Origin of the sequence: Nostoc sp. 'Peltigera membranacea cyanobiont' 210A, from assembly GCF_002246015.1 — a bacterium.
Taxonomy (GTDB): Bacteria; Cyanobacteriota; Cyanobacteriia; order Cyanobacteriales; family Nostocaceae; genus Nostoc.
Map to the genome: position 1 here is coordinate 493,297 of NZ_NOLJ01000001.1, position 25,000 is coordinate 518,296.

Sequence of the window (25,000 nt, forward strand, 5' to 3'; positions counted from 1 at the left end):
CTATACAAAATTATTTTTGTTCGATAGCTTTGATGAGTGAGTCTCCCATAGCGCGGCAACCAAGGAGATTTTTTCCTGGAGAAATTATATCCCCGGTGCGATCGCCCTGCTCTAAAACTTGCAATACGGCTTGTTCGATCCGATTTGCCGCTTCTGGTTGGTCTAAACCGTAGCGTAACATCATCGCCGCACTCAAAACCTGTGCTAGAGGATTTGCCTTATCCTGCCCAGCAATATCTGGGGCGGAACCATGAACTGGTTCAAATACACCAGGCCCAGAAGCACCCAAACTAGCTGAGGGTAACATCCCAATACTACCTGTGAGCATGGCAGCAGCATCAGAGAGAATATCACCAAACAAGTTGCCTGTAACTATGGTGTCGAACTGTTTGGGAGCGCGTACTAACTGCATAGCAGCATTATCTACATATAAATGAGAGAGTTCGATATCTGGATATTCTTGAGAAAGTTGGGTGATGCGATCGCGCCACAACTGAGATACTTCTAATACGTTGGCTTTATCTACTGAACAAAGTTTCCCACCGCGTTTTCTAGCCGCCTCAAAAGCCACCCGCCCAATGCGTTCAATTTCTGATTCGGTGTAAACCATTGTATTTACACCACGTTTCTCACCGGTTTCTGTAGCAAAAATCCCTTTAGGTTTACCGAAATAAATCCCACCAGTGAGTTCGCGCACCACCATAATATCCACGCCTTCGACAATTTCGCGTTTCAAAGTCGAGGCGTCGATTAGCTGGGGCAAAATTTTCGCTGGGCGCAAATTGGCAAATAATTCTAAACCTCCACGCAGTCCTAACAAACCTGCTTCTGGGCGTAAATTGGATGGCAGGGAATCCCACTTATAACCACCAATCGCTGCGAGTAATACAGCATCACTGTTACGGCAGGTATCTAGAGTGGCAGATGGTAGGGGTTCCCCTGTGGCATCAATTGCTGCACCACCAATGAGGGCTTCTTGGAATTCAAACTTCAGATCAAATTGTTTCCCTACGACTTTCAGCACATCTACCGCCACTGCCATAATTTCAGGGCCAATGCCATCGCCGGGTAGTAGGGTAATGCGGTAGTTTTGGGTCATAGCTGATTATTACTAGGTAAATGCTTGCAGATTAAATATCATACCTAGCAAAATGTACCGATGGAGTTTTTAATTTATTTAGATGTATGTTGTCTGAATCGCCCTTTTGATCACCAGACACAAGAACGGATTTTTTTAGAAGCCGAGGCAGTGCTTCGCATTTTAGCTATTATTCAAATGGGCGATTGGCGGCTGCAAGGAAGCGAAACCTTTGATGATGAGCTTCGGAACACTCCTGAAGGTGCAAGAAAACGGCAGATGCAGATTTGGGCTGCTTTAGCAATTAGTAAAGTGAATATAACTCAACAAATTGCATTTCGTGCTGGGGAACTTGCCCAAATCGGCTTTAAAGACTACGATGCGTTGCATATTGCTTGTGCAGAAGTTAGCAATGCTGATGTTTTGCTCACAACTGATGACAGAATGTTACGTTTGGCTGCAAGGCACAAAGACTTGCTACAAGTGAGAGTAGAGAACCCGCTTCAGTGGCTCAGAGAGGTTGCAAATGATAGATGTTAGTAATTTGACTCAAACTCAAATTCAGCAATTAGGAATAGATACGCTGAGTTTAACTCTTGGCCCAGCAGGAATGGGGCTATTTATGCATCAATTCGATTTAGGAAGCGGTGATTACACGCGAGATAGGGATGAAATATTAGGAAATCCTACTATTGAGCAAATAGTTGCCCGAATCAAAGAAAGGCGGATCTCGCAGGTTGAAAGTTCAGATGTTCTGCCCAAAGTTACAAATATGAAAATGCTAGATGTAACTAAACTTTCTCAAGCTGAGATTAGGCGATTGGGAGTAGAAGCACTAACTAAAACCCTTGGTCATGCTGGCATGGCGCGATTTATGCAGCAATTTGAGATGAGTAGTGGAGATTACACGCGAGATAGGGATCAAATATTAGGAGATATTACTCTTGAGGAAATCTTCGTCAGTATTGAGGACGGACGACAACAGCTTTAAATAAAGGTTAAATTCTACTCAGCAGTTATTAGTTAGCGCATCTATGCAACTTTGGACACCCAATCAACCCCTCAAAAACGGCAGATTCATCATTCAAAAAATCCTTGGTGGTGGTGGCTTTGGTGTCACCTATAGCGCACTAGAACAGCGCACAGGTAAATTATTTGCCATCAAAACCCTCAATCCGGTACAGCAAAGTCAAGGTGACTTCCAAGAAAAGCAAGAACAATTTGTTAACGAAGCGTTGCGATTACGAGGTTGTCAGCATCCCCATATTGTCAAAGTCTATGAAGTGATACAAGAAGCTGGATTGTGGGGAATGCTGATGGAATACGTTAATGGGGATGATTTAGGAGTTTACGTTGATAAGCACGGACACTTATCAGAGGATGAAGCATTACGCTATATCAATCAAGTCGGACAAGCATTAGAATGTGTTCACCAACAAGGCTTTTTACATCGGGATATCAAGCCGAATAATATTATTTTGCGCGATGGGAAAGAAGAAGCAGTTTTGATTGACTTTGGTCTAGCGCGTGAGTTTACCATTGGTAAAACCCTCAGCATGACCAATTCTAAAACAGAAGGCTATGCACCAGTAGAACAGTATGAAAGGCAGGGACGTTTTGGAACTTATACTGATGTTTATGCTTTAGCTGCAACTTTGTCTAGTTTGTTGACTGGGAGAACTCCTATACCTGCTAATTATCGAAAAGACGGCGATATTCCCTTAAAAGCGCCAAAGCAGTTTAATTCTGATATTAGCGATCGCGTGAATGATGCGATTATCAAAGGAATGGGTGCGATTCGTTGCATAGTGAATCTCGGTATCCAGTCCGTACATAACTAAGCCAGCCCGACAGCAGATTACTGTCACCAAAGGCTGAACTCTCGGTCAGATGTAGGTGAAAGCCCTACCATTCAGANCTCAGAATTGACTCCTTATCTGCCCACACCGAACAAGCTCGGTTCTTGTAGAGTGAAGCTGGGAACAGGGCGCAACCAGACGACCGTTGCGGGTTGACACTGGCGCTAACAGGGAGTTCCTATGATGAAACAGAGCCTAGAAAAGCGACTTATTTGAAGGCAGGGCGCAACGCAAAATCCCTGACCTCACTGGAGTCCATTCCCGCCGAACATTTCTTTTCAGTATCGGTAAGAGTCCAGGGAATCCAGCAGTCGAAGTGGCTACATCTAACGGAACAATCAATCTCTCCGAGGGAACGAATAAAAACGATTTGTGAGTCATGGGGCAGTCGAACCCCAAGTAGGCTAAACGAGAAGCGGAACTCTCACAAGTCGGGTAGGACAGACCGTAACTGGTCTGAGGTGTTCAGAAAATACAAACTAGAGAAGAGAAAATGATTAGACACAGTAAACATACTAGTGAATCTTGGAGAGCTTTACCGTGGAAGAAATTCCGCCGAAATCTTTTCCGCCTTCAAAAGCGCGTATTTAAAGCTGTTCAAGTTGGAGACAAGCGGAAAGCTCGGTCACTCCAAAAGCTTATTTTAAAATCCACCTCGGCTCGATTTCTTGCAATAAGACAAGTATCTCAGCTAAACGCTGGCAAAAAAACGGCGGGTATTGATGGTAAGAAATCCCTCTCATTTAAAGAACGCTTCAACCTTGAAGAACTAATGAAAATGAATAGTGGAAATTGGAAACATCAAGGCTTACGGGAAATCCCCATCCCTAAAAAGGACGGAACTACCAGAATGCTTAAGATACCAACCATCGCGGATAGAGCTTGGCAGTGCCTCGCAAAATATGCACTCGAACCAGCACACGAAGCCACTTTCCACGCCAGGAGCTATGGGTTCAGAACTGGGCGCTCTGCCCATGATGCACAAAAGTACATCTTCAACAACCTCAACTCCTTTTGCAATGGAATAGAAAAACGAGTTATTGAACTCGATATTGAAAAATGCTTCGACAGGATTAATCACTCAGCAATAATGGACGAACTCATTGCTCCAAAAGGCTTAAAACTCGGAATATACCGATGCCTCAAGGCTGGAGTCAATCCAGAATTCCCCGAACAAGGAACCCCACAAGGGGGAGTGGTCAGTCCTTTACTAGCTAATATTGCGCTCAACGGGATTGAGAATATACACAGATATCATAGGAACCAAGGATTCAGAATCACTGATAAAACCTCAGCCAGTGATATTTCTGAACCATCAATCCGATACGCGGATGACATGGTTATTATACTCCGACCCGAAGATGATGCGACAGAAATACTTGAAAGAATCAGCGAGTTCCTCCGCAAGCGCGGAATGAATGTAAGCCAAAAGAAAACCAAAGTTACCGCCGCGACAGATGGGTTTGATTTCCTCGGCTGGCATTTTAAAGTCCAGAAAAACGGAAAGTTCAGATGTAATCCCTCAGTGGATAACTTCAGAGCTTTTCGTAAGAAAGTAAAACACATCGTCAACAACTCGAATTATGGTGCTACCACAAAGGCGGAGAAATTAGCCCCGGTAGTTAGAGGTTGGAGAAACTACCATAAGTTCTGCAAGATGGACGGGTCTAGAAACTCGTTATACCACATCCAAAAAAGAACTTACACGGTATTCAACAAGGAAACCAAACAAAACCGCGACTCCAGTAAGAAATTACTAGACAAAGCATTCCCAGCAGTTCCTTACTCCGAAAATAAACACGTCATGGTTCAAGGAATAAAATCCCCCTATGACGGAAATATAGCCTACTGGAGTGAACGTAAAAGTAAGCTCTATGACAGCGAAACCTCTAAAGCTCTTAAGAAGCAAAACCATAGATGTGCTTCCTGCGGTTTAAAGTTCATCGATGAGGAACGGGTTCACCTGCATCACATCGACGGAAAACACGCCAACTGGAAGAAAAATAATCTCAAAGCAATTCATGAGAGTTGCCACGATTACGAACACATGAGCAAAAGCGCAAGCTGAGAACATCGGAAGCTGGGTGCGGTGAAAGTCGCACGCCCAGATTTAACTGAGAGGTGCGGGGAATAATATCCCCCATCGACTCAACCCATGAAAGTTACTAATGGCTGAAATGGGAATTAAAGCTAGAATCAGGATAGTTATAGCAGATTAATTCTCAATTCATAACTCATAATTTTTAAGAATGTTGCCACGAGAAGAACTTTTAAAAGGTGTTGAAAATCGAGATAGTGTAGCTCGTGCAATCGATCAAGCGGAGCAAGCAATCAAAACTTGGGAAGTAGTTTTGACAGATTTTCTATCCCCCCCAGAATTGGCAGAAATTCAACGGGTATTTAACCGATTAACAGAAGTGCAATTAGTCGCGTGGGGTGGATATCCGCAAGCTGAACGTCAAAGAATAGCGATCGCTCGTTCAGAACTTCCGTTAGAGCAATCTCAAGTCAGCCTTGTAGCTGTAGAAATTGCTGGTAATTTCCTGTTTGATACCGCCTCTCACCGCGACTTTTTAGGCGCAATGTTGGGGACAGGAATTGTTCGTGAAAAGACGGGAGATGTGATTGTCTTGGGAGAACGGGGGGCACAGGCGATTGTTGCACCAGAGTTGGTAGAATTTTTGTCAATGAGCCTGAAACAGGTGCGATCGGTTCCTGTGAAAACTCAGCAGATTGAGCTAACTGAATTAAAGGTTCGGGAACCCAAGAAAAAAGAATTAACTACTGTGGAGGCTTCTTTAAGATTAGATGCGATCGCATCTGCTGGTTTTGGTATGTCCCGCAGCAAAATGGTTGATTTCATTGATGCTGGTGATGTCCGCGTCAACTGGAAGGAAGTTACCCAAGCTAGTTCTCAAGTCAAATCCGGCGACTTAATCGCCATTCGCTCTAAAGGGCGTTTAGAAGTTGGGGAAATAGCCGTTACCAAAAAAGAGCGTTACCGAGTTCAATTAACAAGATATATGTAATAAGTTAGGAGTGAAAAGTTAGGAGTGAGGAGTTTTAAATACATCAGTTTATTTAACTCCAAACTCTTGTACAGACGCGATTCATCGCGTCTCTTAACTCCAAACTTTTGTACAGACGCGATTCATCGCGTCTCTACTCCTAAATATATACTTAATACTTAGGCTTTAAAGCGTTTCGCTAACATATTCAGTAGAAGTTTGCGCGGTACAAGGCGAGATAATTTGCTTCTAATTTGAGTGGTAGTATCAGAGCTAATAACAGTTGGATAGCCTTTTTCTAAAGCCTCTAAAGATTCCCAAACCACTTTTTCGGAAGAATAAACTTTATCTGTACTGCCTGCCAACGCTGGAGGAAAATTAGCTTCTGCAAAAAAGTTTGTTTCTATTGGCCCTGGACAAGTGACTAAAATACGGACACCATACTGATAATTTTCTGCCCATAATGCTTCACTAAAGCTGAGAATAAAAGCTTTACTTGCAGCATAAACAGAAAGATATGGTATTGGTTGAAATGCGGTAATCGAGGATACGTTAATAATACTTCCAGAACGACGTTGGCGCATCAAGGGTAAAAACTTATGAGTTAAATCTACCAATGCCAAAATGTTTAATTGTACGATTTTGACTTGTTTTTCTCCATCCCCTTCAGCAAAGTCACCATAGTAACCAAAACCAGCATTGTTGATTAATAAGTCAATGGTTAATCCCTTTGATTTTGTGGCATCAAATACACTAGCTGCTGCATTAGGTTCTGTGAGGTCTTTAACTATAACGTCTACTTGAATGTTGTGTTGTTCTTGTAGTTGTTTAGCTAATTGGCTTAGTTTATCTTCAGAACGAGCAACGAGTACAAGATTTGTCTTGCGTGCAGCTAGTTCCTGGGCAAAGGCTTTACCAATACCACTAGAAGCACCAGTAATTAAAGCAGTTGGCATTCTACATATTTAGATAGTTTTTAAGCACTTATAAATTTTAGCGATGTTGGCTATAAGTTTTAACTACCCAAAGTGATATACCAAAAAGGGTAAAAGCATTACTTAGTACTGAAATGAAGGTTAGTTTTCTGTACTCAGAATTTCACAATGGAACCTATTGCAAAAATTGAAACACAGATTTACCGCTATCTCAATCTCAAAAAATAGTTTGTGGAAAATTTTGCTAAATTCAGCCTTCCAATTGACTGATTCTTCTTGCGGTTTTCTCTGAAAGTATAATTGCCGCTTATCTAGATATTTTTTCTGAAGTCCAATGTCAAAAATAATTATTTTTCTCATAGCGATTCAAATTCATTTTGAATTGCTAATTACCATTTTTCAGACCAATAGATAATTTCTGACGTGGAACTATTAATAGCAACGCCGTAGCTATCTCCATGATTCCACTTAAAGCCAGGTCTACCTTTGTCGTCTGTATTTAATACCAGTATTTCATAAGTAGCTGGAAAAGATTCTGTAGGAGAATCACTAGTATAGAAGAAAGTTGTCGGCACACCGTTAGGTTGGTTTATGTGGTCGTTTGTGTCACCACCTATATATTTGTGCTTGGCACTATTTCTATATTGTGAAAGTAATTTTTCTATCTTCTTTGGTGGCTCTTTTAACCTAATTTGAAAAAAACTACTTCCTTGCAAAACTTTGGGAGAGTAAGCAATACGAACGTCTTTAGCATCAGGAGGAATCTCATTAGGAAAATGTTTTACTTGGTCATTTTCAGACCATAGCTGACTACGAATTTCTTTGTAGCGTGATGTATCAGTTATAATTTTAGGCTCGCTAGTACTGCTAAAAGTTGTTCTCAGAAAAAAGCTTCCCCCGAAAATACTAAGACTAGCAAGGGCTAATAGAAATTGCGATCGCTTCATCAAGTTGGGTGTGTCTAACTTTCATAGTCATATACCCAACTAATAAACTAAATTCGTACTATTGCGGATATCCAATTAGAGATATTAACAGAAACTTTGTGTATTTAGAGGAAAATGGGGATAATTGTAAAATTAATGTGAAGTTGGTCAATGATTACCTAGTCAAATACCGTAGGTAATCCTCGTTGAGACTAGTACTACCGTTGTAGCTAACGAAATCAATTCCACAGCCATGCATTTTTTTCAATTCTTCCTGATGTAGCAACAACTAAAGCGGATATATAAATAGTAGATGCACCTTAATTAAATCACAGCCTTCAGCTTTTAGTTGAGGGCTTTTTTTTTATTTTTGATACTTTTTTAATCGTGAAAAAAATAAATTTGATTAAAAGTCTAATTTGCCCGGATACGGCAATAAATAAAGCGGATTAATAAATGGTAGATGCACCTTAAAAAATTACAGCCCTCAGCCAAAAGCTGGAGGCTTTTTTATTGCTGATTTTTTTTAGTCATGAAAAAAATAAATTTGTTCACAAGTCTAATTTGCCCGGATATGGAAATAAATAAAGCGGATTAATAAATGGTAGATGCACCCTAAAAAATTACAGCCCTCAGCCAAAAGCTGGAGGCTTTTTTATTGCTGATTTTTTTTAGTCGTGAAAAAAATAAATTTGTTCACAAGTCTAATTTGCCCGGATACGGCAATAAATAAAGCGGATTAATAAATGGTAGATGCACCTTAATTAAATCATAGCCCTCAGCTTTTAGTTGAAGGCTTTTTTATTGCTGATACTTTTTTTATTCGTAAATAAAATAAATTTGCTAAAAAGTCTAATTTGCCCGGATATGGCAATAAATAAAGTGGATTAATAAATGGTAGATGCACCCTAAAAAATTACAGCCCTCAGCCAAAAGCTGGAGGCTTTTATTATTTCAATATCGATGGCAGCAAACTGGGAGCTAACCACAATGCATAACCAATAAATCCAAATAGCAAAGTAATTAGGGCAGTAATGCCGTAGCTGATGCAAATTAATAAACCATCAGATTCGATCGTGGCAACAGTCAAAAGTAAAATCCCGATAGTCGGGATAGGATTTGTAAACGGGATTGGTAATATTAGTAATACTGTTAATAAAGAGATACAAAACCCATTAATTCGCCAAATTAAAGGATTATGAGCTATTTTTGGTAATCGGGGACGGGCGATTTTCTGGAAAACTTTGGTAAGCCGTCCCAAATTTTGCAAAAGTAACTGGGCGAAGGAACGAGGAAATTTGTAGTTAGCGATTCTTTTCGGTAGCCAAGGCGATCGCCTTCCTAAAACCATTTGCACTGATAATAGTAAACAAGCACCACCAAATGGGCCAGTTAATCCCGGTGGCATAGGAAGCAAAAAAGGCAAAACTAATAATGTAATTACCAGGCTGAAGCCCCGTTCTGAGGTTTCTGTCAGAATATCACCTAGAGTTAGAGGTTGTTCAGCTAGGCGTTGCAACAGGGACTTTATATCTTGAGAAAATCTCAGATGCATTTGGCGTGAGTTAATGCGAGTTCCCACTTTGTAGTAGAGGGAGATGAGGGAGAATAACTTCTAAACTCTGCCAATTTTAGATTTTCAATTGAAGGAAAATCTAAAATCTAAAATCTAAAATTGAATGACTCCTAACTCCTGCTTTCCGAGGGTACAAAAACAGCTATAGCTTTAGGTATAACCCGAAAATGAGCAGGTGTGTAAGTAGTGATTTCACCATCTGTATTGATAGGGCGAGGTTTGCGAGTATGTACCTCTATTTCTTGACCTTGAAGGGAGCGTACACTCTGCCAATGTATATGTCGCCCTCGTCGCATTGCGGGTAGTAGTAATATAACCTGCCACCAGTGTTCAATCTCCAAGCTATAAAGGTCTAGCCTTTGATCGTCTATTGTGGCATCGTCAGCCACTGCCATACCACCACCGTAATAGCGGCCGTTACCGACTGCAATTTGCACTGTTTTGACGCGAACTAATTCACCGTTGATTGCAATTTCTGCTGTAAAAGGTCTGGCTTCCAAAATTACTTGCAATGCAGTGGCAGCATAAGCAAATACTCCCCAACGACGCTTGACTTCTTTGGTAAGTCGTTGAGTAATTTTTACACTCAATCCCATACTGGCAACGTTAAAAAAGTGCTTGCCATTCACACAACCCAAGTCGATGCGCTGTAAATGTCCATCTCCAATAATTTTGCAAGCTTCGTTGAGGGAATTTGGAATTCCTAAAGTTCTCGCTAGATCGTTGGCAGTTCCCAGAGGCAAGATTCCCAAAGGTAACTGAGTTTCAATTAAAGCATCTACGGCAGCATTTAGAGTACCATCTCCTCCGCCAATAATTACCAAGTCAACTTGATGCTTATAGCGAAGTATAACTTCAGCAAGATGTTTGGGATCTTCTGTAGACTCCTCAATTAAATCAAGGCCAAGTGTTTTCAGACTTTGAATCGCTTCCGACAGACCCTTTTGCCCTTGACGAGCGTGACGATTTACTAACAGCAGTGCGCGGGAACTCATGGGTGGTACCTTTTGTTGTTGATATGTCCAATTATCCGCATCTATGTATTCTGCTTGATGTTGACTATAAAAAAGTGTTTAGGCTGTTATGAAAGTTATCAACAATTCATTTACCTAACACTTATTATATTGTGACTAATAATTTTTAATTTTTCTTTTTCTTTAGTTTAGCTCTACTAGACCTCAGTGTGTTTATCTTCAGCAAATATAATTATTACTTCCTAGATAAATGAATTTTAGGTGTTTTTATTTATAAAATAGCGAGTTGTTCAAATATTATTATGCCAAACACAAGAGATATTTTTCATTAAAATAGATACATTTACAGCAGATTGCAACTTCTCTACGTTCCCTGCGGGACGCTTACGCGAACGCGCAGCGTGTCGCAGACAGAGGCTACGCCAAGGTGAGGTACAGATTATTTTAAGGACACAACAATGTTGTACCCCTAACTGTGTACGTCATTTACTTAAAAAACGAACGCTGTATATAGCGCTTCTGTGTTGAATTCAATGCAACGCTAGTTGGTTGCTTAACGGCGGGAAATCCCTATATTCATTTGGAATTTTGATTTTATGACTTTTTCGGATCGGTGTCGCCACCAATAATTGCTTGAAACACGTCTCCTAGCAAAAAGAAAAACGCTCCAACCAATACTACAAGCATTAAACCCGCAAGGGAAGCAAAGGGAGAGATAATAAACAAGATTAAAAGCACAAACATTAAAATCTTTAGTAATGTCTTATTCATCTTTTTTCCTTTTGAATAATATGTGTATTCTCTACAAATAATCGATGAATCAACAATCTGTCACCTGTCCTCTGTTAGATTTTATCTGTGCGCGCTTACTTTTGTGGTCAAGGCGTTTTCTTTGAGAACTGCGAGTTGGTTTAGTGGGTTTGCGTTTTATTGTCACGACAACTGCGCTTTGAATGAGTTCTTGAAGTCGTTTCAAGGCTGACTCGCGATTGTTCTCTTGGCTTCGGTGTTCCTGGGCTTTAATTACAACTACTCCTTCTTGGTTAATGCGTCGATCGTTGAGCTTTAAAAGCTGTTGTTTATAATAATCGGGTAATGATGAAGCCGCAATATCGAAGCGCAAGTGGATCGCGGTAGAAACCTTATTTACATTTTGACCTCCTGCTCCTTGCGAGCGAATCGCAGTAATTTCAATCTCAGTCTGTGGGATAATAACTTTGTTGGAAATTTGCAGCATTACTCACAAATAAAAAAAGAAACTTGTAACTTTGAGATCAACTTTCTTTACTCGGTTTGTTCGGCTAAATCTATCATTACATCTGGGTCTTCATTGTTGTTCAAATTCACCTCTAAAGTCTGTCCTTGGATTGTCACTTTATCGCCCGGTACTAGTCGCCGTCCTCGTCGAGTTTCCAGCATCCCATTTACTTGAACATCGCCACCTTGAATCATCAGCTTGGCTTGACCTCCTGTTGGCACTATACCCATTAACTTTAAAAATTGATTTAACTTAATTGTGTTGTCTCTAACTTTCTTCATAGTAAATAAATGTACACAATCTTAATTGTATCGTGGCCTTCTCAAGCTAAAGCGTAAATCTGTTACACCAGATAATCAGCTAAGTACAGCATTTCATTAATTCGTAGCAAATTTAATTTGGCAATACCCTGCAATGGCATTGTGTTGGCAAACATTTAACAAAGTCACGCTTTTACGCAAAACTTTACTGAGAAATGTGAATTTACAGCAGTTTTCATTTAATTGAACTGTATATAGCGGTTCTCGGTTAAGTGAGGTACAAGAACCCCACCCCCAACCCCCTCCCCGCAAGCAAGGAGGGGGCTAAGATGTACCTCATGTGATTAGGAAACGCTATATGTTGTAAAAGCAGAACAATGCTGTACCTCTACTGTGTGGTGTATTTACCTGAAAATTGCTAATTTTATTAATTGGCTGTAATGGAGCGACGCCGAGTAGCCCGTCGTAGATATCGCTCTAACAAAAACTGTAATACCAGTTATTATCTATAATGTTGATCGACAAAACTGCCAGATATGGGCTAAAAACTAGTCTGGAAAGTTCTTTTAATGTGTTCAGGGGACTGGATCTATGATTAAGCTTGGTTTATTGGTACAGTCCCAGAATAACTCTTTGGGTATCGGAAAAGTTACGGAAATATCTGATACCAATGCGATCGTTGAGTATTTCTGCTCTATAGGCCAACGTCTCCAAAAAACTTTACCTTTAAGTTCGCTCTCTGAAGTCAAGCTTGAACCCCAAGCTAGATGCTATATCAAGTTCCCAACTCAGGATAAATGGATAGTGGGCAGAGTTTTTATCTGGGATGATGATACAGAAATGTATCAAATTGATTTACCAGATAAGAAAACTGCGATCGCATCTGTTGAAGACATTTACGTTCGTTGTAATCTACCAAATACAGACCCCATCCAAACTCTGGCGATGAAGGGTCACGAAACGCCCTATTTCCACGACAAAAGATTGGCTTTCGTGAAATCCTTAACTCAGCAACGCGCTGTGAGTCGCGGGATGACGGGACTGATTTCGGCAAATATTAATCTTTATCCTCACCAAGTTGAAGTAGTGCGGCGGGTACTGGAAGACCCAATTCAACGCTACTTGCTAGCAGATGAGGTGGGACTGGGAAAAACCATCGAAGCGGGTGCGATTCTGCGTCAATTTCTTCTCGATGAACCGAAAAAAAATGCGGTGGTATTAGTTCCGCAATATTTGCTCAAACAATGGCGGACTGAGTTAGAAAACAAGTTTTACATCTCCCATTTTGGCAAACGGGTAGCGGTGCTGGCGGTTGAAGATATCCATAAAATCAACCTGAAAGCAAGGATAGGCTGCTTAATTTTAGATGAAGCTCATCACATCGCCGCAATGGCAACCTCTAAGGATGCAACAGTGCGCCAGCGTTTTCAGACTTGCAAAGAACTTGCTCATAAAAGCGATCGCTTACTTTTATTATCTGCCACTCCGGTTCTCAATCACGAGCAGGATTTTCTGGCCATGTTGCACTTGCTCGACCCGACAACCTATAAACTGGACGATTTAGCAGGTTTCCGTACCAAAGTTGAAAGCCGTCAGCAAATTGGTAAACTTCTGCTTTCTTTTAAAGAAGGTGCAGAACCAGAGGTTCTCAAAAGCAACTTGCAGCAATTGCGAAACCTCTTGGCTGAGGATAAGTATTTACTGAAGCTGGCGGATGATTTAGAAAATTGTTTACAAGCAAATTCTACCGAGCAAGAGCAAATCGTCCAAGCGATTCGCGTCCATGTCAGCGATATCTATCGACTACATCGGCGAATGCTTCGCAACCGTCGCGCTGCCGTGGAAGACGTGATATTTGACCGCAACTTTACGCCGAAAGAAGAGTATGATTTAGACGAGCGATCGCCTGATATTCACGAACTCCTCAATCAATGGCGGAGTGTTGCTCCTGCTGAAAAGCAATATCAGCGAGTTTTTCTGCTGTTATTTCTCGCTGCTGGTACTTGGTTAGGGATTTTAGAGCAGGTAATTACGGCGCGTTTAACTGCGAAACCTCATGCTAAACTCATCCAGGAGTTTAAAGAAGATGATGTTCGCCTATTAACTACAACCCCCAAATTCTCAGGGGAAGAAGAGATTCTCCAATCCTTACTAAAAATTATTCGTCAACCTCAAGAGGACGGACAACGGACGGAAAATTTGAAAACAGTGCTGCTGAATCAGCTAGGTACTTATTTCAAAATTCCCGCAAACGTTCGGAAGAATCAAAAGGAATTCATCACCAGGATACAGCAGAGAATTAAAAGACCAATTAGTGGCGATATTCTGCCCAAATTTATTGTATTTACCAGTTTTGTGCAAACTTGTGGCGAAATTGTCCGGTATTTATCTGATACCTTTGGTGCAGAGACAGTAGCCAGCCATCAATTTGGAGAATCACCAGACAAAGTTGAGGAAGGCTTAAATCGGTTCAAGAATAACCCCAACTGCTTTATTTTAGTATGCGATCGCTCTGGAGAAGAAGGACGTAACCTCCAGTTTGCCGATTGGTTAATTCATTTTGACCTTCCTTGGTCGCCTAATCAATTAGAGCAGAGAATTGGTAGACTTGACCGCATTGGCAGCAAAATTGGCATCCAATCTAGCGCCTTAATTGGCCCCTACTTGGAAGATAGCCCTCACAATGCTTGGTATAAAGTATTAAAAGATGGGTTTGGTATTTTCCAACAATCAATTGCCAGTCTCCAGTTTTATGTCGATGAGAAACTTGCAGAATTAGAAACAGTTTTGTTTCAATCAGGTGCGGCTGGATTGTTAGAGATGGTTTCACCAATTCAAGAGCAAATTGAAGCAGAAATAGCCAAAATTAGCGAACAAAATGCTCTAGATGAAATTGATGCAAACGATGAAATTGCTACCGAGTATTTTCAAGAGCTAGATAATTACGATGCTCGTCATCTAGAAATGAAACGAGCAATTGAAGGCTGGATTTGCGACGCGCTGGGATTCAGGGGACTGAATAACCCCGATTCATCAGAAATGCGACGTTATCAACCGACAACGCGGACATTGGTGCCGATAAATGAGTTACAAAACCGTTTTGCTGAGAGTTACTTAGACCAATTTGGTACTTATAATCGCAGAGTAGCAAACCAGAATGATGGTGTTAAACTCTTTCGAGTTGGCGAAGGATTTGTCGAAGCACTCTTGAACTATATCAACTGGGATGACCGAGGTGAAGCCTTTGCTCTGTGGCGCACTGATGCATCTTGGGATGCGAAAGAAGGGAAGGAATGGTTCGGTTTTCAATGCAATTATGTAGTCGAGGCAAATTTAAGAACTGCCAAACAAGTTTTACTAGATAACAAACTAGATAATTCTCAATTCAAAAACTTGCAGCGACGTGTTGATGCTCTATTTCCACCAATTATAGAAACTATCTATGTTGATGGTCGCAAGCAGCCAATCCGGGTTGTTGAGGATAAAGCGCTCTTAAGTATTCTACAACGTCCATATAAAGATAAAAACAATAATCAAGGACGAGATTACAATCTGGCAAAAGAGCGCTTAGGAATTATTGACGATTTTGTTGACCCTAGTAAATGGCAAAATTTTTGCTATGAAATGCGTAACACTTCTGTGGAATTACTTTCAAATCGTCCCGATTTTATTGACTTATGTCAAAGTTGTGCTAAAGTCGCCGAAAAGAAATTAGCCAATAGAGTAGAACAATTAGGCCTACGTTTAAATCAGCAAAGTTGGGATAATGCATTAGCGGAAGAATTGAAGATAGAAACTGCTTTAAATGCAGCTATTCTAGAGGGAATTCGCCAGCCGCTTCTGAGACTTGATTCTGTGGGTTTTATTGTGGTATCGGGGCGATCGCTTGTGCAATTTGAGTGATATTATGTGCGATTAAATAGCTTTGGTAATCCTATTTGAAAGCTTGAGATCCCCGACTTTTTTAAAAAGTCGGGGATCTTTTTGTTCCCGTACAAAGTAGGAAAAGTAGGAAAGGTAGGATGTTTTACTGTTTTTGTTGATTTTCTTATTGCCTGTTGTTAGCCTGTTATTGAACTGACATTAGGATTATTAGATATGAAGACAATAGAAATTAAAAATTTGCAAGCTCCTGAAATCGAGGAACTTAATGACTTGGAAGCAGCGGCACTAGTAGGGGGCGCGCTCATTAAAGGACAAGTAAAATGGTTTAATGAGTCCAAAGGATTTGGCTTCATTACACCTGTAGACGGATCTAAAGATGTTTTCGTTAATTTCTCAGCTATTCAGGGCAATGGTTTTAAAACGCTAGCTGAGGGTCAAAATGTTCAATTTGAGATTCAAGATGGTCAAAAAGGGCCGGGCCGGCTGCTGTAAATGTTACCGCTATATAGGACTTGAAATAAACACAAGTTTGAAATCCGCTTAGTAACTAAGCGGATTTTCCCTATACGCAAAAATCTATTCTGACAAGCGATCGTTTAGCCTTAAAACCCACCTAACAGGTAATCGACCACGGGGCGATCGCAAAATTTTTCGGTCTACTGAACTTCTTTAGTTAAATACTTATAACATCTGTAGGTTGGGTTGAGGAACGAAACCCAACGCTTGATCCTTGTTCATGTTGGGTTTCACTGCCGTTCAACCCAACCTACATTGATAAGTTTTATTATAAGTAATCACCCGAACTTGATATTAAGCATTTTTTCCTTCTCTCTGGGTTCTCTGCGCCTCTGTGGTTCGTTAAAAAATTGATTTCACAAAGGGTTTTAGCCTTAACTGAACCGTATTGATCCATAAGTCACATTTTTCTTAACAATCTTGAAACGCTTGTTTGATCTGTATCTCGAACACTGAAGTTTCATACTTGACAAATTAGCTATTAGGATTGTCGCTAAAATTAGGTTTTTATTGAGAATGAATAAGGTTTAGAAAAAACGCGACTATTAGGCAGGGTGTAGTCGATCGCAGTATCAAATAATTCACAAACAACAGGAGAACCGATGACTGATAAAAAGGTCGTGCTAGTAACAGGAGCATCATCTGGATTTGGGCTGTTAACTGCTCAAAAGCTTGCTCAAGAGGGTTACTGGGTTTTCGGTACTAGTCGCAAGGAACATCCAACTGTACAAGATGTGGAAATGTTGACACTTGATGTTACCTCTGAGTCTTCAGTACAATCCTGTATCAAACAGTTGCTCGCGCGGACTAATCGCATTGATTTATTGATTAACAATGCTGGACAAATTCATGCCAGCATGATTGAAGAAACTTCTTTAGAACAAGCCAAGGAGGTTTTTGAAACCAATTTTTGGGGTGTTGTCCGAGTTAGCAATGCTGTTTTGCCAGTTATGAGACAGCAGCGTAGTGGACATATTATTAATATCAGTTCAGTGGCGGGATTGATTGGCGCACCAGGCCAAGGTTTTTACAGTGCAAGTAAGTTTGCACTCGAAGGTTATAGTGAAGCATTGAGCGTGGAACTAGACCCTTTCAATATTAAAGTGTCTTTAATTGAGCCTGGTTACTTTAAGACCAACTTCAACCACGCCATGTTATCACCCACATTGAATTACGCTGATTACGACAATGTACGCGATGTGATTCGCTCAACTGTTAGTCAAGCAATTGCACAAGGCGACGATCCTGAAAAAGTTGCACAGACGATTCTATCTGCTGCTCGTAGTCGGTTGCCACGATTACGCTATCGTGTTGGCAATGAGGCACAATGGTTGCCTCGCTTAAAAGCAATATTGCCAGATAACTTATTTCGATTTGGTGCGCGCAAGCGGTTGAATTTACCATAAATCATAGCCAAATCTTCTACAACGCTCGATATTACACGCTCAAGGAAGGTGCTAGAGCTAAAGTTTTCGTCAGATCGGTAAGAAGAACGCGATCGCAAAGGTTAAACAGTTCTGCCTCAGTAGAAGTATGTCGCATCAACCGTAAAAAATGACCTTCAGTGTCAACACTCAGGGCAATGTAGTTGAGGAACATTTTTAGGTAGCCTACACGCGATCGCTCTGGCATAGTTGCCGCTGTGGGGGTTTGCCATAAACGATCAATATAGTTGCGTACCTCCGCTAAAGGAACGGGCGCGATCGGTTCTCTTCGCAAAGCTTGCCGAATTTGATTAAAAAGCCAAGGATTCCCAATCGCCCAGCGTCCCACCATCACACCCGCCGCGCCTGTTTGAGAAAGCACTTCAACAGCAGTTGTCGCCGAGTTGATATTACCATTGGCAAGCACTGGACAATGGACTCGTCTAACCGCTTCAGCAATTAAATCATATTTCACTGCCCCGTGGTACATATCTTTTACCGTGCGACCATGCAAACTCAGCAAATCAATGCTGTGGCGATTGATGATATCTAGAATTTTGTAAAAATTATCTGTATTTTCAAAGCCTACGCGCATCTTGACGGTTAAAGGTCGATCGTTGACTGCTTGTCGCAGTTCTCCCAAAATCCGATCCACTTTTTCTGGTAAGAGCAGCAATCCACCCCCAACATTTTTGCGATAGATTCTAGGTGCTGGACAGCCCATGTTCAAGTCAACTCCAGCGATATTATAGTTGCAGAGTTCCTTTGCTGTTCTTACTAAATCTGGAATGCTTTCGCCAATCATTTGAGCAAAAACGGGGCGACCGGTATCGTTTTCGGTGATTGCTGCCAGAATGCTACGATTGAGCCGTGAGGTATCATTGACGCGGAAATATTCGGTGAAAAAGTAGTCAGGGCTGCCGTAGTGGGCAATGACCTTCATAAACCAGAGGTTTGTCACATCCTGCATGGGCGCAAGAGCGGTGAGGGGTAGGTGTGGATAGAACGATTGGGGGAGCGATACCTGGGGCATAAAGATGAAGAGCGATCGACAAAGCTCACTGTTAAGTTATAAATAGCTAGACGTAAATCAATTAAAGTTTGTAGTGTACCCCTTCGGGGAAGCAAGCTACGCATAGCGTCTCGTAGAAAGGACTTTAGTCCTAATTATCGTTGCTTTGAGCGATGAATCGCTCATTACAAACTATAACTTTATTAGTCAATACGCTTGGGTTAAGCATTTTTTCTTCTCTCTGTTCCCTCTGCGCCTCTGCGGTTCGTTAAAAAATTTGACTTTTATAAAGAGTTTTAGCCTTAACTGAACTCTATTGGTTTATTAGTAATCTTATTCAACAATAGACCTCTTGCACAAATACAAAATTTGCCCTCATCCCCCAACCCCTTCTCCCAAAAATGGGAGAAGGGGAGCCAATTTAAAAGTCCCTCTCCCAAAAATGGGAGAGGGATTTAGGGTGAGGGCTTTTGATTCATGCAAGAAGTCTAATCTTTTTGATCACAACTAACTAATACCACAAGCTGCTAATTTTACAGCTAAAGCATCGGGGTAGCGCCACGGTTGAGAACCACCAATCCAAATACGTGAGGGTAAATGACCGATTGGTGCTTTGAGACTAAAATTGAATTCTGAATTTGCATAACTATAATTGTATATATGCCAACCAACTTGATGACAAAAAATTCCATAGTCGCTATTCACGTTTTTGTAAATAAGTCTCTGTACGCTAAAACCAAAGCGTTTATGACTGTAATTCACCCATAAAAGGTCAATGGTCTGCAAATCTTCACAGGGAAGTTTCTCAAAATCGCTACTAAATATATAGCTACCTCTAGGCTTTGCTAGTGCTTGACATATTAGTTCCCAAGTTTCTCGATCTGCTAATTCCCATTTTCCTTTTGCTAATAAATCACGCAAATGCGTATAATCAATAATAGTTACTGTACGATAATTAGAAATATTTAGCAATTTCTTTGGTTGTTGCTCCAGTGTCTGTAAAACTTCTGTTGCCGATTGGAAGCGTTGCGAAATCGCATTTTGTAAAAGTTTATCTAAGATTTCACAGAGGTGAACGCTAACAGTATTGTTTGCTAGTAAATGTTCTTGCCATACCCAGCGATCGCTAGCAATATCAAACAAATCAAAGGGAGAAACATCGGTAAGCAAGTAAATACATGTTACACCCAAGCTGTAAAGATCGCTGGCTGGTAATGCCTTTCCTCGCATTTGTTCGGGAGCGACATATTCTGGACTAACGCTCTTCCATCACTCTTATGAGAGAATAATAGGGTAAAGTGTCGTAAACTCTTTGCTAGACTATGTTTGGGAGAAGAGAGCCTGCTGAAACGATAAAATTTGTGGATGATTACTGTGAATGGTATAGAAAGCTGTTTCCAGAAGTCAGAAGTTTTGAAGCGTTTAAATATCTTCATCTGGGAATGATTTCAGAGGTTAAACGCAAAACCTTACCAGAAATAGCACGGGTAGTAGGATTAAGTAACGAGCAAGGGTTATTACATTTCCTAACAGAATCCCCTTGGGAAATAGAGAAATTAAGAGAAGCTAGATTAAAGCTAATTCTGAAAGTATTAGCTGGACGAGAAATAACACTGATTATTGATGAGACAGGAGATAGAAAGAAAGGTAATACCACAGATTATGTGAAAAGACAGTATATAGGTAATTTAGGTAAAATCGAAAATGGAATAGTTGCAGTTACAGCCTATGGATTATTAGAGGGCATGACATTCCCTCTGATATTTGAAGTCTATAAACCAAAGCAAAGGTTATTAGAATCAGATGTCTATCACACCAAACCAGAAATTGCGGCTTTTATGATTAGAAAGCTCCGAGAAATGGGGTTTAAATTTAAACTGGTACTAGCAGATAGCTTATATGGTGAAAGCGAAAGTAACTTTATTGGTGTATTGTGCCAATTAGAACTAAACTTCGTAGTGGCGATCCGGAGTAATCATGGAGTATGGCTGCCACAGGGTCAGAAAGTTAGATATAACCGTTGGCGACCCTATAACCGTATATTCTCAGATGGTCAGCAAGAACAAAGGTATATTCGAGAGATAGTATTTGGCAAGCGCCGTGCCGTTCAATATTGGCAAGTTACCACAGACCCAGAAACTTTACCGCCAAATTCGACTTGGTTTATCATGACTCTTGTTCCTGGTATTAAGTATAAAGAAGTAGGGAATTTATATGGTTTAAGAAACTGGGTTGAATATGGGCTTAAACAAAGTAAAAATGAATTAGGTTGGGCTGATTTTAGAGTAACTGACTACTCACAAATACAGAAATGGTGGGAAATCATCATGAGTGCTTATCTTCTGGTAAGTCTTCACTCTCAAGTTTTGAACAATCAACCCCAACTTGCGGGAAACAAACTCACAGATCCAGTTGTGGCAAAGTTCAGGGAACATGATTGGTGGGACAAGGGTTCGGGTTGGAAGAATTTACTCAACAATTTACGCTTAGTAATTCAACCTTTGATATCCTTTAATCTACTAAAACCCTGGCTCAGGGTCTTTCCAGTTTCGCATTTATCAATTGGGTTTCTCACACTAATTGCATTGATGAATCGAATGCAAGGCGCTATTCCAGACAACTTATATTCTGAGGATTTCTTATTTTCCTCTGGTTAGAGTGATGGAAGAGCGCTAAGCTGTTCCACATTTAAATTGCATAAATGGTAAAATAGATATATCCGTGTCTATAGCGTTATCATGCCTGCTAAAGGGTTTCTAGCTCAATCTCAAAAAGACAATTTACAAAAAGCTTTAAAAGATAGCGATCGCTCTCAATTTATACAGAGAATATTGATGTTACTTCTGATGAATGATGGAAAAACTTATCAGGAGATAAGTGAATTTTTAGGCTGTTCATGTAGAAGTGTAGCATATTGGTGTGTTCATGGTGATCCAGACAATTTAGAAAGTCTAAAAGATGGCAGGAGAAAAGGAAATTACCAGAAAGCAACAAATGAATATATTGAATTATTAATGGAAGTTATTGACAAAGAACCAAGTGAATTAGGCTATGAATTTGGACGATGGACAACAGCAAGATTAGCTACATATTTAGACAAAAGAACTGATATTAAGTTAAGCGGAGAACAAGTCAGGAGAATATTAAAGCAAAAAAAGTATGCTTACCTTTGGGCAAAATACAGTCTAGAGGATAAGCAAGATCCGATAAAAAGAGAGGTCTTTAAAGAAAAACTGCTTGGATATCTAGAAGCTTCAAAGTCTTGCCCTGAAAGGTTACAAGTCTGGTTTTGGGATGAGAGTGGTTTTAGTCTCAGGGTAATTAGACGTAAAAATTGGAGCAAAAAAGGTTCGAGTAAAAAAGTAACAGGTCAGAGGAGTCGCGGGCGTGTAAATATAATGGGAGGAGTAAGATATCACGACAGCAAGAGAATGTGTTATTTCATTGAGAAAGGGAATGGTGAAATTTTTTATGCGCAGTTAAAAAAATTAAATGAATTTGTGAAAAAAGAATGGGTTTTAGCAGGAAATCTAGAATCTAATTTTTCCGAGAATGGCCCAGTAATTTTAATTATTCTGGATAACGCTAGTTACCATAAAAAGAAAGTAATTATAGAGGCAATTGAGAAAGAGTTGCCAAACATTCAACTATATTTTCTGCCGGCATATAGCCCAGATATGAATTTAGTAGAATTGGTATGGCATTCAGCTAAAGAATATGTAGCCCACAGGTTATTTAAATCAGTCGATGAACTAAAAAATTTACTTGATAAGCTGTTAAATCAAGGAGAATTAATTATTAAATGGGGAAGAAAAATTAAGAATAAGGGTAATATTACTATTGCAACTTAAATGTGGAATAGCTTACCTACTATTGTGCCTGTACGAAGTTGCTTCGCGTTATTGGCTAATTTAGCAACTCCGAAATCGATTAAAACCAGGTCTCCTCGACCTGAACGGCGCATAATATTTTCCGGTTTAATATCTCGGTGGATTACTTGTCGGGAATGGATAAATTGCAATGTGAGCAATAAACTTTTTAATATCTCCCAAATTTGCGGTTCTTGAAAAACGCCTTGTTTTTGTAATTCCTGGGCGAGTGTTTGTCCATCGACTAATTCTTCAACGATATAAAATTTTTGATTTTGTTCAAAGTGCGCTAGTAATTTGGGTATTTGAGAGTGTTCTAGTTCATTGAGGCGAAGGGCTTCTTGATGAAATAAATTGACTGCCTTATGCCAAATTTCAGTATTTTCCTTTTGAAAACATAGTTGTTTGACCGCACATTTGGGTTGATCTGGAAGATGTTCATCAATAGCTAAAAACGTTCTCCCAAAGCCACCGCTTCCAATGACCGCGAGTGGACGATATCGCTGTTTAAGTAATAATTCCTGACCACAACTATTGCAAAAACGAGAACTGTCAGAATTTTGGGGACGTAGGCAATCAATATTGGTACAGTAGCTCATACTACAGGAGTTCTATTTGTTGGAATTACTATATATAAAGTATTCCCATTAGAAAAGCACTCTTACTAGTAGAAAAGACAGCGATGCCGACGGCGGGCTACGCCTACGCACTTTAAAAGTTTTGGCATAGTAGCAGTGTACTGCTTGTTGCAAGCGATCGCTGATTTGGTGCAACTTCGACTCTTTGAATTTTTGTCAGATACAAGGGTGATATAACCGAATACAAGTGTCAAAAGCTACTGAAACTAACGTTTAATTGTCTCTGCAATGCGTTCCCCAAAGCGTTATTCTCTGTTATTCTTCTAAAAGAAAATTCTTTTGCTCCAAGTCTTTCTCCTATTTATATTAACCAGGTATGTGTCTCAATGATGTAGTGATCGACCGTGCCAGCCCCGGTGATGTTACTGGAATCGTCAAGTTGGCCCAAGCCAATGACGCAGAACATGGTGGTATGTTATTAGGTCATCTTGAGCCAGAGGCTGTAATGATGACTATCTCTCAAATGCCGAGCGTTGTAGCCCGTAAAAATAGTCAAGTTGTAGGATTCTTACTCAGCTGGTCAAAGACAACTGCTAATTTACCAATTATAACAGTGATGTTACAAGCCTATCCTGGTACAAAAGATGCTTATTTGTATGGCCCCATTTGTGTTGATGAAACTATGCGTGGGCAAGGTATTGCTGCGGTAATGTTTGCTAAGTTGAAAGATTTTCTACCAAAGCGGGAAGGAATACTGTTTATCAAGGCAAATAACAAAGCATCACTTCAAGCACATCAAAAGATGGGTGTGTGCAAGATAGCAGAGTTCATCTATGAAGGCACTGAATTTTTGATATTCGCGTATAATAGCTAACTACTTTATAGGTTCTCTTTAAAATTAAACTGAGTAGCTAATCTGGAATAATTTAAGTTATTTACTACTTGCTTAATCTGGAAAATGACACAAGAGTTATTAGCCAACAGCCAAGAAATTTATTTCATGACGGAAAATGGGGCTTGATGGTGTAAATTATTTGCCATAAGTCTGTAATTTGCTCTTGTTGGAATCCGAACCTCTATGCATTTACTCAAGGTATCAATTTTGACATTTTTCGTCACTACATTTTCATTTGTTCAACAAAGCCGTGCTGATACCAGTGCGCCACCAATTAAGATACAGGTTCAGCAAGTAGCACAGTGGTTCACTGGTTTTTTTGATAATGCTCAACAGGTTGCTAATAGCCCCTCTGTGCCATTAATTACTATATCAAGTTGTAGTGTACAACTGGATGATACTAATCCTCTGGCTGAAACACAGAACGTTTATCTAGAGCAAGAAAGCCCAGGTTTTGAGCGGCTACGCCTTTATTCTTTTAATCAAGGAAATTCGGCTGTGAATCTAAGTATTAGCAGCTTTTTAAATGAAAATACTGTACGCGGGTTATGCAATCATTCTCAGTCTAGGCCACAGCTTAGTATTAACAATGTTGAGAAGAACACCTGTAATCTGCAATTATTTTGGGAGCCGAACAGTTACATTGGGAATAACGCTCCCAATGGCTGTATAACAAATAATGGCTTCAAAGTGGTTTCTGATATAACTATTGAGCAGAGTAGCATCGACTCCTTAGACAAAATTTTTGACAAGAAAGGCAATTTACTCGTGGCCACACCTATCGAATTCCGTCGAGTTAATTCTGTTCCAGAACCCTCTGTCACATTTGGGTTGCTGGCTTTGGGAATTTGGAGTACAAAAAATGCAATTTCAGATCGTCGAAAACAGAAATCAAAAAAGAATAAAATCTCTGTTTAAAGTTAGCGATGGAGGGCGATACGGCTCTA

Annotated in this window: 22 protein-coding genes and 1 pseudogene; 12 read left to right on the forward strand and 11 right to left on the reverse strand. The window is 40.3% G+C overall.

The features are described 5' to 3' along the window. Nucleotides 1-10 precede the first annotated feature (10 nt). Nucleotides 11-1,099: a 3-isopropylmalate dehydrogenase gene (leuB, locus tag CDG76_RS02255; protein WP_094347452.1), complete on the reverse strand. Its 1,089-nt coding sequence runs from the start codon at nucleotides 1,097-1,099 to the stop codon at nucleotides 11-13. Nucleotides 1,100-1,159: 60 nt separating this feature from the next. Here leuB and CDG76_RS02260 point away from each other — a divergent pair, with 60 nt between their 5' ends. The 5 genes and pseudogenes from CDG76_RS02260 to CDG76_RS02285 all read left to right on the forward strand — a co-directional run bounded on the left by CDG76_RS02260 (nucleotide 1,160) and on the right by CDG76_RS02285 (nucleotide 5,966). Beyond that, the gene (locus CDG76_RS02260) at nucleotides 1,160-1,618 is read left to right on the forward strand and encodes a PIN domain-containing protein (RefSeq protein WP_094347453.1); all 459 of its coding nucleotides are present in this window, start codon (nucleotides 1,160-1,162) and stop codon (nucleotides 1,616-1,618) included. Next, nucleotides 1,605-2,069 carry a hypothetical protein gene (locus CDG76_RS38080; protein WP_223265102.1) on the forward strand — a complete coding sequence of 155 codons (465 nt, stop codon included), beginning with the start codon at nucleotides 1,605-1,607 and terminating at the stop codon, nucleotides 2,067-2,069. Before CDG76_RS02260 ends, CDG76_RS38080 begins: the two co-directional genes overlap by 14 nt. A 43-nt stretch (nucleotides 2,070-2,112) precedes the next feature. Next, nucleotides 2,113-2,868, forward strand: a pseudogene (locus CDG76_RS02275) (serine/threonine protein kinase); the annotation flags it as partial. Between the two features lie 562 nt (nucleotides 2,869-3,430). Beyond that, nucleotides 3,431-5,005, forward strand: coding sequence for a group II intron reverse transcriptase/maturase (locus CDG76_RS02280; RefSeq protein WP_094347454.1), 1,575 nt, complete (start codon nucleotides 3,431-3,433; stop codon nucleotides 5,003-5,005). Between the two features lie 181 nt (nucleotides 5,006-5,186). Beyond that, entirely contained in the window at nucleotides 5,187-5,966 is a 780-nt protein-coding gene (locus CDG76_RS02285; RefSeq protein ID WP_094347455.1) for a photosystem II S4 domain protein, read from the forward strand. 158 nt (nucleotides 5,967-6,124) lie between these two features. Here CDG76_RS02285 and CDG76_RS02290 read toward each other — a convergent pair whose 3' ends face one another. From CDG76_RS02290 to CDG76_RS02320, 7 genes are all read right to left on the reverse strand, one after another. Further along, nucleotides 6,125-6,901: an SDR family NAD(P)-dependent oxidoreductase gene (locus CDG76_RS02290; protein WP_094347456.1), complete on the reverse strand. Its 777-nt coding sequence runs from the start codon at nucleotides 6,899-6,901 to the stop codon at nucleotides 6,125-6,127. A 368-nt stretch (nucleotides 6,902-7,269) separates the two neighbouring features. Next, a complete protein-coding gene (locus tag CDG76_RS02300) occupies nucleotides 7,270-7,827 on the reverse strand; it encodes a hypothetical protein (RefSeq protein WP_094347458.1) in 558 nt (185 codons plus the stop codon). 928 nt (nucleotides 7,828-8,755) lie between these two features. Continuing rightward, a complete protein-coding gene (locus tag CDG76_RS02305; RefSeq protein ID WP_190240729.1) occupies nucleotides 8,756-9,361 on the reverse strand; it encodes an exopolysaccharide biosynthesis protein in 606 nt (201 codons plus the stop codon). A gap of 131 nt (nucleotides 9,362-9,492) precedes the next feature. Beyond that, nucleotides 9,493-10,377: a lipid kinase gene (locus CDG76_RS02310; protein ID WP_094347460.1), complete on the reverse strand. Its 885-nt coding sequence runs from the start codon at nucleotides 10,375-10,377 to the stop codon at nucleotides 9,493-9,495. 573 nt (nucleotides 10,378-10,950) lie between these two features. Next, nucleotides 10,951-11,127 carry a hypothetical protein gene (locus tag CDG76_RS36945; RefSeq protein WP_190240730.1) on the reverse strand — a complete coding sequence of 59 codons (177 nt, stop codon included), beginning with the start codon at nucleotides 11,125-11,127 and terminating at the stop codon, nucleotides 10,951-10,953. A 49-nt stretch (nucleotides 11,128-11,176) separates the two neighbouring features. After that, on the reverse strand, nucleotides 11,177-11,593 hold the full coding sequence (gene arfB, locus CDG76_RS02315; RefSeq protein WP_094347461.1) for an alternative ribosome rescue aminoacyl-tRNA hydrolase ArfB: 417 nt from the start codon (nucleotides 11,591-11,593) through the stop codon (nucleotides 11,177-11,179). A 47-nt stretch (nucleotides 11,594-11,640) separates the two neighbouring features. Further along, on the reverse strand, nucleotides 11,641-11,895 hold the full coding sequence (locus CDG76_RS02320; RefSeq protein ID WP_094347462.1) for an RNA-binding S4 domain-containing protein: 255 nt from the start codon (nucleotides 11,893-11,895) through the stop codon (nucleotides 11,641-11,643). Nucleotides 11,896-12,465: 570 nt separating this feature from the next. Between CDG76_RS02320 and dpdE the strand changes: the two genes are divergently transcribed. The 3 genes from dpdE to CDG76_RS02335 all read left to right on the forward strand — a co-directional run bounded on the left by dpdE (nucleotide 12,466) and on the right by CDG76_RS02335 (nucleotide 17,681). Continuing rightward, nucleotides 12,466-15,777, forward strand: coding sequence for a protein DpdE (gene dpdE / locus CDG76_RS02325; protein ID WP_094347463.1), 3,312 nt, complete (start codon nucleotides 12,466-12,468; stop codon nucleotides 15,775-15,777). Nucleotides 15,778-15,972: 195 nt separating this feature from the next. Beyond that, the gene (locus CDG76_RS02330) at nucleotides 15,973-16,251 is read left to right on the forward strand and encodes a cold shock domain-containing protein (protein WP_442946347.1); all 279 of its coding nucleotides are present in this window, start codon (nucleotides 15,973-15,975) and stop codon (nucleotides 16,249-16,251) included. A gap of 626 nt (nucleotides 16,252-16,877) precedes the next feature. Then, nucleotides 16,878-17,681 carry an oxidoreductase gene (locus tag CDG76_RS02335; RefSeq protein WP_094347464.1) on the forward strand — a complete coding sequence of 268 codons (804 nt, stop codon included), beginning with the start codon at nucleotides 16,878-16,880 and terminating at the stop codon, nucleotides 17,679-17,681. A 31-nt stretch (nucleotides 17,682-17,712) separates the two neighbouring features. Here the strand turns inward: CDG76_RS02335 and CDG76_RS02340 are convergent, their stop codons facing one another. Together CDG76_RS02340 and CDG76_RS02345 are read right to left on the reverse strand one after the other, a co-directional pair. Beyond that, a complete protein-coding gene (locus tag CDG76_RS02340; RefSeq protein WP_094347465.1) occupies nucleotides 17,713-18,732 on the reverse strand; it encodes a tRNA-dihydrouridine synthase family protein in 1,020 nt (339 codons plus the stop codon). Between the two features lie 486 nt (nucleotides 18,733-19,218). Beyond that, nucleotides 19,219-19,941 (reverse strand): GUN4 domain-containing protein, encoded by a 723-nt coding sequence (locus tag CDG76_RS02345; RefSeq protein ID WP_094347466.1) that lies wholly within the window; start codon nucleotides 19,939-19,941, stop codon nucleotides 19,219-19,221. 92 nt (nucleotides 19,942-20,033) lie between these two features. Between CDG76_RS02345 and CDG76_RS02350 the strand changes: the two genes are divergently transcribed. Together CDG76_RS02350 and CDG76_RS02355 are read left to right on the forward strand one after the other, a co-directional pair. Beyond that, nucleotides 20,034-21,368, forward strand: coding sequence for an IS701 family transposase (locus CDG76_RS02350; protein ID WP_094347135.1), 1,335 nt, complete (start codon nucleotides 20,034-20,036; stop codon nucleotides 21,366-21,368). 81 nt (nucleotides 21,369-21,449) lie between these two features. Beyond that, complete coding sequence (locus CDG76_RS02355) at nucleotides 21,450-22,562, forward strand: IS630 family transposase (protein WP_094347467.1); 1,113 nt, start codon at nucleotides 21,450-21,452, stop codon at nucleotides 22,560-22,562. On the opposite strand, the gene CDG76_RS02360 is transcribed toward CDG76_RS02355, so the two are convergent. Continuing rightward, nucleotides 22,559-23,179: a serine/threonine-protein kinase gene (locus tag CDG76_RS02360; RefSeq protein ID WP_094347468.1), complete on the reverse strand. Its 621-nt coding sequence runs from the start codon at nucleotides 23,177-23,179 to the stop codon at nucleotides 22,559-22,561. The genes CDG76_RS02355 and CDG76_RS02360 overlap by 4 nt on opposite strands. 373 nt (nucleotides 23,180-23,552) lie before the next feature. Here CDG76_RS02360 and CDG76_RS02365 point away from each other — a divergent pair, with 373 nt between their 5' ends. Together CDG76_RS02365 and CDG76_RS02370 are read left to right on the forward strand one after the other, a co-directional pair. After that, the gene (locus tag CDG76_RS02365) at nucleotides 23,553-24,032 is read left to right on the forward strand and encodes a GNAT family N-acetyltransferase (protein WP_190240731.1); all 480 of its coding nucleotides are present in this window, start codon (nucleotides 23,553-23,555) and stop codon (nucleotides 24,030-24,032) included. A gap of 204 nt (nucleotides 24,033-24,236) precedes the next feature. Further along, nucleotides 24,237-24,971, forward strand: coding sequence for a chromophore lyase CpcT/CpeT (locus CDG76_RS02370; protein ID WP_094347470.1), 735 nt, complete (start codon nucleotides 24,237-24,239; stop codon nucleotides 24,969-24,971). Nucleotides 24,972-25,000: the final 29 nt, after the last annotated feature.

Excerpts from the sequence above, each read along its gene's own strand:
- CDG76_RS02330 (WP_442946347.1), top strand. The coding sequence starts at position 15,973 with ATGAAGACAATAGAAATTAAAAATTTGCAAGCTCCTGAAATCGAGGAA.
- CDG76_RS02370 (WP_094347470.1), top strand. The coding sequence starts at position 24,237 with ATGCATTTACTCAAGGTATCAATTTTGACATTTTTCGTCACTACATTT.
- CDG76_RS02335 (WP_094347464.1), top strand. The coding sequence starts at position 16,878 with ATGACTGATAAAAAGGTCGTGCTAGTAACAGGAGCATCATCTGGATTT.
- CDG76_RS02280 (WP_094347454.1), top strand. The coding sequence starts at position 3,431 with ATGATTAGACACAGTAAACATACTAGTGAATCTTGGAGAGCTTTACCG.
- arfB (WP_094347461.1), bottom strand. The coding sequence starts at position 11,593 with ATGCTGCAAATTTCCAACAAAGTTATTATCCCACAGACTGAGATTGAA.
- CDG76_RS02340 (WP_094347465.1), bottom strand. The coding sequence starts at position 18,732 with ATGCCCCAGGTATCGCTCCCCCAATCGTTCTATCCACACCTACCCCTC.
- CDG76_RS02285 (WP_094347455.1), top strand. The coding sequence starts at position 5,187 with ATGTTGCCACGAGAAGAACTTTTAAAAGGTGTTGAAAATCGAGATAGT.
- CDG76_RS02350 (WP_094347135.1), top strand. The coding sequence starts at position 20,034 with ATGTTTGGGAGAAGAGAGCCTGCTGAAACGATAAAATTTGTGGATGAT.
- leuB (WP_094347452.1), bottom strand. The coding sequence starts at position 1,099 with ATGACCCAAAACTACCGCATTACCCTACTACCCGGCGATGGCATTGGC.
- CDG76_RS38080 (WP_223265102.1), top strand. The coding sequence starts at position 1,605 with ATGATAGATGTTAGTAATTTGACTCAAACTCAAATTCAGCAATTAGGA.
- CDG76_RS02345 (WP_094347466.1), bottom strand. The coding sequence starts at position 19,941 with ATGCGAGGAAAGGCATTACCAGCCAGCGATCTTTACAGCTTGGGTGTA.
- CDG76_RS02360 (WP_094347468.1), bottom strand. The coding sequence starts at position 23,179 with ATGAGCTACTGTACCAATATTGATTGCCTACGTCCCCAAAATTCTGAC.
- CDG76_RS02290 (WP_094347456.1), bottom strand. The coding sequence starts at position 6,901 with ATGCCAACTGCTTTAATTACTGGTGCTTCTAGTGGTATTGGTAAAGCC.
- CDG76_RS02320 (WP_094347462.1), bottom strand. The coding sequence starts at position 11,895 with ATGAAGAAAGTTAGAGACAACACAATTAAGTTAAATCAATTTTTAAAG.
- dpdE (WP_094347463.1), top strand. The coding sequence starts at position 12,466 with ATGATTAAGCTTGGTTTATTGGTACAGTCCCAGAATAACTCTTTGGGT.
- CDG76_RS02355 (WP_094347467.1), top strand. The coding sequence starts at position 21,450 with ATGCCTGCTAAAGGGTTTCTAGCTCAATCTCAAAAAGACAATTTACAA.
- CDG76_RS02300 (WP_094347458.1), bottom strand. The coding sequence starts at position 7,827 with ATGAAGCGATCGCAATTTCTATTAGCCCTTGCTAGTCTTAGTATTTTC.
- CDG76_RS02310 (WP_094347460.1), bottom strand. The coding sequence starts at position 10,377 with ATGAGTTCCCGCGCACTGCTGTTAGTAAATCGTCACGCTCGTCAAGGG.
- CDG76_RS02260 (WP_094347453.1), top strand. The coding sequence starts at position 1,160 with ATGGAGTTTTTAATTTATTTAGATGTATGTTGTCTGAATCGCCCTTTT.
- CDG76_RS36945 (WP_190240730.1), bottom strand. The coding sequence starts at position 11,127 with ATGAATAAGACATTACTAAAGATTTTAATGTTTGTGCTTTTAATCTTG.
- CDG76_RS02305 (WP_190240729.1), bottom strand. The coding sequence starts at position 9,361 with ATGCATCTGAGATTTTCTCAAGATATAAAGTCCCTGTTGCAACGCCTA.